At 60.7% G+C, this 8,934-nt stretch carries 10 protein-coding genes; all 10 read right to left on the bottom strand.

Annotation, left to right across the window (positions count from 1 at the left end; genetic code table 11):
• Nucleotides 1–388: 388 nt before the first annotated feature.
• On the bottom strand, nt 389–799 hold the full coding sequence (locus E3T43_RS01270) for a hypothetical protein (protein ID WP_134471041.1): 411 nt from the start codon (nt 797–799) through the stop codon (nt 389–391).
• The gene (locus tag E3T43_RS01265; protein WP_134471040.1) at nt 796–1,197 is read right to left on the bottom strand and encodes a DUF6093 family protein; all 402 of its coding nucleotides are present in this window, start codon (nt 1,195–1,197) and stop codon (nt 796–798) included. Before E3T43_RS01265 ends, E3T43_RS01270 begins: the two co-directional genes overlap by 4 nt.
• Nucleotides 1,194–1,754 (bottom strand): hypothetical protein, encoded by a 561-nt coding sequence (locus tag E3T43_RS01260; protein ID WP_134471039.1) that lies wholly within the window; start codon nt 1,752–1,754, stop codon nt 1,194–1,196. Before E3T43_RS01260 ends, E3T43_RS01265 begins: the two co-directional genes overlap by 4 nt.
• Nucleotides 1,755–1,763: 9 nt before the next feature.
• Nucleotides 1,764–1,901: a hypothetical protein gene (locus E3T43_RS18615; protein WP_166790199.1), complete on the bottom strand. Its 138-nt coding sequence runs from the start codon at nt 1,899–1,901 to the stop codon at nt 1,764–1,766.
• Entirely contained in the window at nt 1,901–2,743 is an 843-nt protein-coding gene (locus E3T43_RS01255; protein ID WP_134471038.1) for a P22 phage major capsid protein family protein, read from the bottom strand. The genes E3T43_RS18615 and E3T43_RS01255 overlap by 1 nt, the downstream gene beginning before the upstream one ends.
• Nucleotides 2,744–2,775: 32 nt before the next feature.
• Nucleotides 2,776–3,420 (bottom strand): hypothetical protein, encoded by a 645-nt coding sequence (locus E3T43_RS01250; RefSeq protein ID WP_134471037.1) that lies wholly within the window; start codon nt 3,418–3,420, stop codon nt 2,776–2,778.
• Nucleotides 3,421–3,468: 48 nt separating this feature from the next.
• Complete coding sequence (locus tag E3T43_RS01245) at nt 3,469–4,506, bottom strand: hypothetical protein (protein ID WP_134471036.1); 1,038 nt, start codon at nt 4,504–4,506, stop codon at nt 3,469–3,471.
• Nucleotides 4,490–5,992 (bottom strand): phage portal protein, encoded by a 1,503-nt coding sequence (locus tag E3T43_RS01240; RefSeq protein WP_166791204.1) that lies wholly within the window; start codon nt 5,990–5,992, stop codon nt 4,490–4,492. The genes E3T43_RS01245 and E3T43_RS01240 overlap by 17 nt, the downstream gene beginning before the upstream one ends.
• Complete coding sequence (locus E3T43_RS01235) at nt 5,961–7,499, bottom strand: hypothetical protein (protein ID WP_134471034.1); 1,539 nt, start codon at nt 7,497–7,499, stop codon at nt 5,961–5,963. The genes E3T43_RS01240 and E3T43_RS01235 overlap by 32 nt, the downstream gene beginning before the upstream one ends.
• Nucleotides 7,500–7,602: 103 nt before the next feature.
• The gene (locus E3T43_RS01230) at nt 7,603–8,055 is read right to left on the bottom strand and encodes a hypothetical protein (RefSeq protein ID WP_134471033.1); all 453 of its coding nucleotides are present in this window, start codon (nt 8,053–8,055) and stop codon (nt 7,603–7,605) included.
• Nucleotides 8,056–8,934 lie beyond the last annotated feature (879 nt).

Below are 8,934 nucleotides of genomic sequence, written 5' to 3'. Positions count from 1 at the left end.
TCGAATCCGCACTCGGCCGTATGGAATATCAGCGGCGGCGTTACGTCATCGTCGGTCTGCACGGGCTGCGGCACTGAATACCAGACACGACCAGCACGCTCGCCCGTGATCGTCGGCGTGACACCGAGGCCAGCGACGACCAGAACGGCCTTGACTTGCTCAGCAGCCCACGCACACTGATCGTAAGTAGAGCCGACACTGTGGATTACCCAGCGCGGATTCTGCACCGCGTTCGGACCTGCTAGACGATCGGATCGGTCCGTGCCATCGCTGGGATGGATTAGGACGTAGGGCAGGGGGGTGTTCGGAGGGGCAGTCGTGACGAACGTGTTGGATGCGAACGCCGAGATCGTCTGGATGCGTGACTTGAGCCACGTGGTGTGCTTCCTCAAAGGCCACCCGCTTTCAATGCGTCGTCAATGGCCTGCGTGATGCCCTTTTCAAAGTCGGCTTCGTTGTCAGTGAGGGCCGTCTGCAGGTCGAGGTGGGGGGCGACTGATGGGCTGCCGAACTCGCGAATGTTTCCGAGCTTGCCCGCGGCTCTGTCTTTGTTGTAACCGATCTCGGATTCGATCACCGAGCCGGTGCCATTTGCGCCGACCGTGATCTCGTAGTCGATCGCTGAGGGGAGAGCGCGCCACTGGTTGCTACCAGACTTGACAGAATCACGCGCCGCATCCCGAATCAGAACAGACGTGAACTGGAACGCGGAGTTAATGAATGGGCCGGTGTTGTTGGCGACCTTGCCGAGATCCGCGGAGAGTGAACGAAGCTCGTCAAAGTTGAAATCGGGGCTCACGAGTCGCTCCGAAGGGGGAAACGGTGCGCGGAGACTTGACCAGCCTGCGCGAGTCCCTTGATGCGGAACACGCAGCCGATGAGATCAGAGTCGACGGTCGAACCCGTCACCGTCACTACGTCATCGACACTCACCTGAGACGCAAGGCCAACGGGAAGGTGCAGAGTCACATCCTGCGCGGCCAGAGTCTGCCCCACAGGCGTTTTCTCGGAGACAGTAAGTGTTGGGTACTTGATGCGGGCGATGCCTGCGTAATGGGAGACAATGACATCGGGGTAGGTGCCCGTGGTCTCGTCCATGGTCGTGCCGGGGGTGGTGGTTGTGACCGTGACGGATTCGGACATGCGGGCGTTTGCCTGCGCGCGACCCATTGCCAGGGCCCCGCCGAGGATACTCACCGCATCCCCACAACATGAGTGCCCGTGCTGTATTGGCGCCGGATCATCTCAACGTTGCGGTCTGACAGGCTGATACCCGTCGACTCGCCAGCATCCGCAAACGCAGCCTTGAAGTCATCGATGGCGACCGAGGACAGGCCGCCAGCAGTAAGGCCTAGTTTGAGCTCGAGCGGCAGCAGGACCTGAGACACGAGGACCATAGTCCATCGCTTCAAGCCGTCAGGGGCGGCCGCGTGCCCGTAGGTGAAAGTGATCTCCACTAGCTCGCTGCCGTTGACGTACACGGCCGAGTCGCGCCGCTCAAATGTGATTGCCAAACCGTCACGAGTTACAGATCCAACAGACACCACCGGGTGCGCAGGCAGATCCACCCGACCGCCATCAGGCCACGCTTTGAACGTGGCCGTCGACTGGGGGAAAACCTGCGCCCCGATAACGTCCTCGCGGAGGTAAGTGGACGCATCCTGCAACAGGACCGTAATCCAAGCCTGCTCGGCGGTCGTGAAGACACGACCGAGTCGCACGCCCAGCTCCGTAAATGTAGCGAATGCGTCCACTTTTTACTCCTATTTCTTTGCCGCGGGTACAGCCTTTGGCTTCGGTTCCGCCACAATCACGTAGTCGTCCACGTTCTTGAGCAGAGACTCAGCCACAACATCAGACACCTCGAACACGAGCCCATTAGGACCCTTGATCTTCGGCATTAGATGATTACGTCAGCCGCAGCCAGAGCAGTCGGACGGACAACCTTGGAGCCGTAAAGGTGCAGGCCCTTGACGATGTCAGCGAAGCCCTTTTCCTTGCGGGTCGCCTCGGTCTTTGCAATCTGCTCGGCGTAGGTCGTGGCCATGTCGGAACCGGCGATGATGAGCTTTCCAGCTCCGACACCGGGGCCGTCAGGGGCGTTGTTCGACACGCGGAGGGAGAAGCCGGCAGCCTCACCGATCAGGCCGTTAGCGCGAACGCTGGCACCCGAAGAGTCGCCCGAAGCAATGAAGCGCGAGTCCTTGAGCAGGAGCCCGCGGAACTTCGGAGTAACGACGGCGAAGCGGCCCTCGGTCGGCACGTTGTCCTCGTCCAGAATTACAGACAGGTCAACGAGCTTGTCGTAAGCGTTCGACGCGGTGACGGTCGACTCGGCAATCAGGTTGCCCGCGTCAACACCGGCAGCCATGAGGCTGGCGACGTACTGGTCGGCAATGTCGCGCAGCTTGTACGCGGCCTTGCGGGCCTGCTCGGAGAGAACTCCGCCGCGGGCCTGACGTGCTTCGATGTCATCGACCGAGAACGCGAAGTACTTCGACTGGTTGATGAGCAGCAGCAGGTTGCTGTCATCGACATCTTCAATGACGATGTCAGTGTGCGGCGTGTACGTGCCGATGGTCGGGTCGGCCAGCGACGTAATGCGAACCGTGTCACCGAACTGAGAGATTTCTCCCTCGTAGTCACGGTTTACGACACCGGGCGCTGCGTACACGAGGGCCTTTTCGAGTGCAACGAGCAGCTCGGCGGACCATACTTCTGGTTTGAATGCGTCGATCGCCATGTGGGATCAACTCCTTTCGGTTAGGGGGTGTTTCAGGATTTGAGGTAGTCGTCAAGCTGCCCAGCGTTCTTCGCTGCAACGATCTGCTGCGGGCTGAGCTTCTTGAGGTCTTCCCCGTTGAGTTGCGCCGGACGCGTGGACTCGTTGCGAGTGCCGGTGTCGCCCGAACCCTGGAACCGTTTGCCGCCTTGCGCCGCTAGGTAGGGTTTTGATGCAATGAGGTCGTCAATCGCGGATGCGACTGTGGCGGCGTCAATTTCGCCGTCCTCCCCGACTTCAAAGGAGGAAAGATCAAGGAACCGCAAAGCGTCTGCGGGGTCGGCCAGCTTGGTGGCAGCAGCAGCGCGCACCTCGGCTTTGAGGATGCGCTGGTTGGCAGCACTGAGGGCGTCATCGCGCACCTTCTGGTTTGCCTGGTCGGTTTTGTGCTCAGCCTCGCGCCCCTCGGCGGTGGCTTTGTAGGCGGCGAACTCGGTGGCTGATGCCTTCCCGACCCGCTCAGCCTCGCGCCACTTAGCTTTCATCGCGTCGAGGGCCTTCTTGCCCGCGTCTCCGAGCGCCTCGGCGCCAGCGGTGTCGTCGGCTCCCGCGGTAGCGGTAGCGGCAGAGGCGGCAGTGGCTTCGGCGGCTGCCGTTGCCTCAGCTTCAGCGGCGAGAGTTTCTTCTTCGGTGCTCATGTTGCTCCAATTTGCTTGGTCGCCGCATTGCGCGGCTAATGGGTGATGCTAGAAATCCATGTACCCGTAACGCGCCAGAAGTTCACGAGCGCGTGCCGGGTTATTACCTGCCATAATTTGTATCTGCTCAGGCATAATCCGCAGCGTCGTCGTGCGTCGGTAGCGGCCCTGTTTCGCAGCGGTGAAAGTTGCCGCGCCCTCGGATCGAGCGAATGCACCTCGAGCAGTTGTGCCCTCGCCCGTGATGAAGACGTTCAGCGGGGAGCCGTCAGCCTTCACTCCGATGCGGGTCGGCACGAGTCGGGCAGGTGCGCCGAGCTCGCCGCCCTTCGTCATGCCACGGCGGGCGTTGACCACGCTGATCGGGTTGGCGCCCTCGCGAATGGCGAACGCGCCCGACTTGGTGAATACCCGTTCCTGCTCGGCAGCAGAGAGTGAGTCGAAATACTCGGTCGGGGTGTCGTGGAAACCGTCAGGCGGTCCCTGACCATTAGGAATCGGAACCGAAGTGCAACGACAGCGCGGATGACGGCTGAACGGCTTGCGGTAGTCGTCACGGCCGGCGAGGATTGCGCAGCGTGAGCATGCACCTGCCGAGACAACGCGCACGTACCGCGTGAAGCCCTTGCCCGTTGCGAGCGTGGCATCTGCTTGCCGGCCCATGTCTTGAACGGCAGCACCTATGATCGTCGCCAGGAAAGTCGCGCCGACCTCGAATGCTCGAGCAGGATTCATTCCCGCGCCGATCGCTCGCTTCGTCGTCGTGACCGCACCGAACAACGCCGGGGCAACTTCGCGCCCATCGAGCATGACGCCGCCGAATGCCTCAGGGACCAGGACGGCCCGATGTGCGTCGTAATCCCACGCCTGCGACACCGAGTTCATGTACGGCGTCGACTGGCGTGCAGCGGTCACCTGAGCGGCCGTCACTACCGTTGTGAGTGTCGGCGCGATGCGATCCCATGACGCATCGAGCGCGCCCACGTCAGCCTGCCCCCAAATGCGGAGACTCTTGGCCGTGGCGCGATGCGTGAGACGTTCGCGGCGGTCTTGAAGGTCAACCGCTAGGTCAAGGAGTTGGCTCAATGGGTGCCTCGGAATCTATCGCAGCTTGCACACCGAACGACATCGCCTCTTCGGACTCACGCGCAGCCATCGCGAGCACACGCTTGACCTCGAGCGGGTCGAGCCCGTCTACCTCCATGAGGTATTCGAGCGGGTAACCCATCTGCTTCTTCTTCACGAGAGCATCGGCAAGCTGAGACTCAGACCGAATCTCCGGGTTCATCCATGCGACCGTTGCTAGCCGTGTCGCCTGCGCGAGCTGCTGGTCACCCATTGCAAGAGCTACGAGGCGGTACACTTCACGCAGCGCGGGAGTGGCGAACGTCTGGAACTCGAGCGTCTTCTTGACTAGCCCGATCTCCGATGCCTTCAACCCTTCGCCGTTCACGTTCGACATGCCCGTCTTAGAGACCAGGTACGTCGGGGGAGTGCGGGTCTGCGCGGCGATATGACCAACCGCGATTTCAATGGTGTCGGTGAACACGTCGAGCTTGGCAGCATCCCACGAGTCAATGCTGGTATCGGCGCCCGACAGGTACAGGAGCCGCTTCTCAGCGAGATCCTTCATGTCAACGGCCTTCTTGCCGATCTCCTTGCCAGTAGCAGTGTCCAGAATCGGAGTCATCGGCGGGCCCTGATGCAGCACCACGCGGGCAGGCATCGAGGCATAGTCAGCGGAGAGGAACAGGTACGCCCAGAGCAGGTTGATCGCGTCCTGCATGGGCATGACACCCTGAATCTCAGAAACAGGATCGCCACGCAGCATCGGCCGGTTCGGGATCTCCACGACAGGCACGACACCGATCGGGTTCGGCAGCGGCCACGGCTCATCGGCAAGCTGACGCGGAACCCAGCCGCCCTCAGAAACAGCGTTGACCTTCGCCTGCTCGGCCTGAGACTCTTTGTCATCCTTGGACATGGAGCGCGACCGCTGAAACTTCCACACCTGATCGGGCGTGTAAAGCGTCGCGTATTCCAGCTTCTCGTCAGCCCACGTCTTCAGTGCCGCCTTGCGAATGCGCGGGTTAGCCCAGTCGTACTCGATCTCGACATCGGAAGCGTGCTCCCACGTGATCGTCGGCTCATCGTTTGAGTCGCCCCAGACAATGACGAACGAGCGAGACGTGATCAGCGACGAGACGAAGCCCTGCGAGGACTGCATCTCCATCTCGTTATAGAGCCACTGATTCCACAGCTTCTCAGCCGCGGCATCCATGCCCTTGCCGAGCTTTAGACCGGTGTGCTTGATTCGCTCGCCTTCCGCGTCAACGACGGGGCGCGTCCAGTTATCCGAGAATCCGGTATACCGGGCAGCGTTCGCCTTCTTCCACTCTTCCGTAGCAAACGACAAGGGCTGTTTGCCCTCGTAATACTGTTCGCGGCGATCGAAGACCGGACGACGACCGACGAGGCGTGCGTAAATCCGGTTCGTGAGCCTGAGGGCTTCCAAGTAATCCAAGGGACCCTCCAACGGGCTAGAAATACACGTACTCGTCACCAGCGACATCCAAAGCGCCCGAAGCGATCGCATCACAAACTGCTTCGTGAGCGAGCGCCGAGGACATCACCTGATCGATCTTTTGATGATCAGCAGGCTTGCCGAGGATGTACTTCTGTCCGGGTCGTGCGCGAATAATTGCGTTACGCATGTGGAACTTGGTTTCAAGATCCGCGTCGTGGTGAAAGTCGCTGTCCTTGTTCGTAATGTCAGTGCGGAACCGCTCAAGCGAGGCGTGCATGCGACCGATTGAGTTAGTCGGCCACTTGACAAAAACCTTCTCGCCGTACTTGGCGCCCCACGTGTCGATCTCTGTCTCCCAGAACATCGGGTCGCAGTAACCACGCACGATCTCGAACTTGTTCGCGAGCTCATCCATCGCCGCCATAACCTCAGAGCGAGGGATGCGATTGCCCCAGTCGGTCGGCTTCCACAGCGTTGGACGGGAACCCTCGAGGTAGGTCGGCGTGAACTGGTAGTAATCGAGCGTTTCCAGTCGAATGCCGGTCCAGTCGTTATTGTCCGAACCGTCGAACCCGAGACAGACCTTCGTGCGTGGCGCCACCGTGATCGGTTCGCCACGCCCAGCCTTGCCGTCGAGGCCCTTAGCGACCCAGTCGGCCTCGCGCACCCAGTGACCAGAACCGGCCACGATGCGATTGCCGAAGAATCGCTCAGCCTCAGCAGGGTTCGTCTCCGCCAGGGCCGCAGACTCAGACTCAATGGAGCGAATGTCCACCCAAGGCGAGCCCGAATAGTTGAACCGGAAGATCTGCTCGCGGTCCCGCTTCAGCTCGAACTTGAGCGCAACAGGCGGCGGAAAGTAGTGCTTGTAAACGTCCTTCTGCGACGACTCGAACGTGTCCTGCGCCACTGAATTCTCAGCAGGGTCAAACGGGTTAGTCGACTCGCTCACGCGGCCACCCATACCCGCAGCACCACGCCGCAAAGTGCGCTGGAACTTCTTCATATTGTTCGAGTCAGTCCATAGGCCCGTCTCATCACCGAACGCCCGCGAAACACGAGCACCCAGCTTCGAGTCAGCCTTCGACGTGACAATCTCAATACGAGAATCGCGGTTGCCGGACGGATGGCGAATGAACGCCTCGCCAGTCTTCGGAATCAAGTTAGACAGCGGGCCATCATCGATCATCGGGACAAGTGCGCCCCAGGTGTTTTCCACCTGATCCTCAACAACGGCCGCAAGCTGAATTCGCGGTGTTGCCCACGGCCGGCCCTTAGGCTCGCCCGCCTCGTAGAAGTACATCTCACCGCACGGGCAGCCATGATCGGCGCACACGTACGCCTCGCCCTCTTCGGCGCGCCCATCGAACAGGCACGGGCCGACGAACTCGAGACATGCCTCAGCAGCGACACCGGGCGACTTGCCGACCTTCTGCGCCGCCATCCACTGACCCAGCCGATACACAAAAGCCGTGTTCCGCTCGCCAGCCTTCGCAGTAGGCCGAACCTCGTACCAGTTGGCGAGATACACCTTATGGTCGATCGTCGGCATGAACGGTTGGCCCGCGGTGTCACCATCAGGGACAACACAGTGAGTCTCAATCCACCAGATACCTAGATAGCCGAGAGTGCGAGTGCGAGGCGGAACCTTGTAATCAGGCCCCTTCAACAGACACCGCAGACAGCCAGTTGTCGGTCTTTGTCTTCCGGGCACCCTTGGTTGGGGTCGGAGTTGATGGAGCAGACGACGAGATGAGAATGTGGGCCGCGTTCATCGCAGGAATTGTGAGCAGAAGCGCATCCATCTGCTGCCGGACAAGCGTGCCGAGCGCGGTGGGAGAATCGGGAAGCTCAACCTCAGAGATTCGACGCACATGCAGCGCGACCTCAAGCTGCTGATTGTTCCGGTCCCAGATGATCGCCTGCGGCTTGCGCCAGTAAATGTCCCACAGCTCAGACTCACGCCCCGACTGATCAGGCAACGGCCACGACGGGATATCACCAGCAAAACCAGACGCCGGCAACGTGTCCCAATCCTTTTTCAGCGAAGAATAAGACGACGGATCAGGAGCCGGACCACTATTGAGACGAGCGCCACCTGAAGCCATTTTGTGTCCCATTTCTCAGCATTGCGCTGGCCCCCTTGCGAGGCACGAACTCGGTTTTTGAGCAGAAAATAAGTGTTTTGAACCCCGCGCGCGTTTTTTTGCCCTCTCCGGCGGTCATCTGGGGGGTCGCGATCGGGGCCCCTCCCCCCATTCGGGGTGCCTCTCACGCGCCCCCTGTGCCCGTCTCAGACGCGAGCACGCTCAACACCTACTCGCGGGCGTTCCATCCACCACGCTGTGTAGGGTCGTTCGCTGTGGCTTGCGAGTGGCATGTGTGACACAAACCGCGACCACGCTCTGGATCGTTGCTGTCTAGCCCTTGCTCGATGAGTTCACGCTTCGAGTCGGGGAAGTGGTCAGCCTCGGTCGCTTGCACTGCATGGCAGATCACGCAGATAGGGTCACGCTCGAGCACGCCGTTACGGAATGCCCGGTGCCCCTTGCCTGCATACCCTCGTTGCTTCGATGTACCCCTAGCCTTGTCGGCCTTGGCTTGATGCACTGGGCAGCGTGTGTCCTTGCCGGTGTACATGATGGGACAGCCGAAGATGGAGCAGACGCGCATGCTCTACCTCCTACGCAAGAAGCCCTCACCACAACGGCAAGGGCTTCGGTTACTTCTGGCCTACTCGTTCTCTTCGTGGTGCCCGCAGCGTGAGCAGGTCTGGTATCGGAACGCGCCGAGAACTTCTGAGAACGTGTCCCAGTGAATTCCTATGCGGCACAGGATTGCTATCATTCGCGTGCCTCTCGTGCGTCGTGCCGATCTTTACGACGTGCATCCCGCTTCTGGTCGCCAGTGACGCAGTAGCAGCATCCGCCGGCTTGCGAGTCAGGGCAGCGCTTGGTAGAACGCAGTCGGCCACGGTGGTCCCGGTT

Origin of the sequence: Cryobacterium sp. Hh7 (genome assembly GCF_004403155.1) — a bacterium.
Classification (GTDB): Bacteria; Actinomycetota; Actinomycetes; order Actinomycetales; family Microbacteriaceae; genus Cryobacterium; species Cryobacterium levicorallinum.
This window is presented reverse-complemented; position numbering and strand designations above follow the sequence as displayed.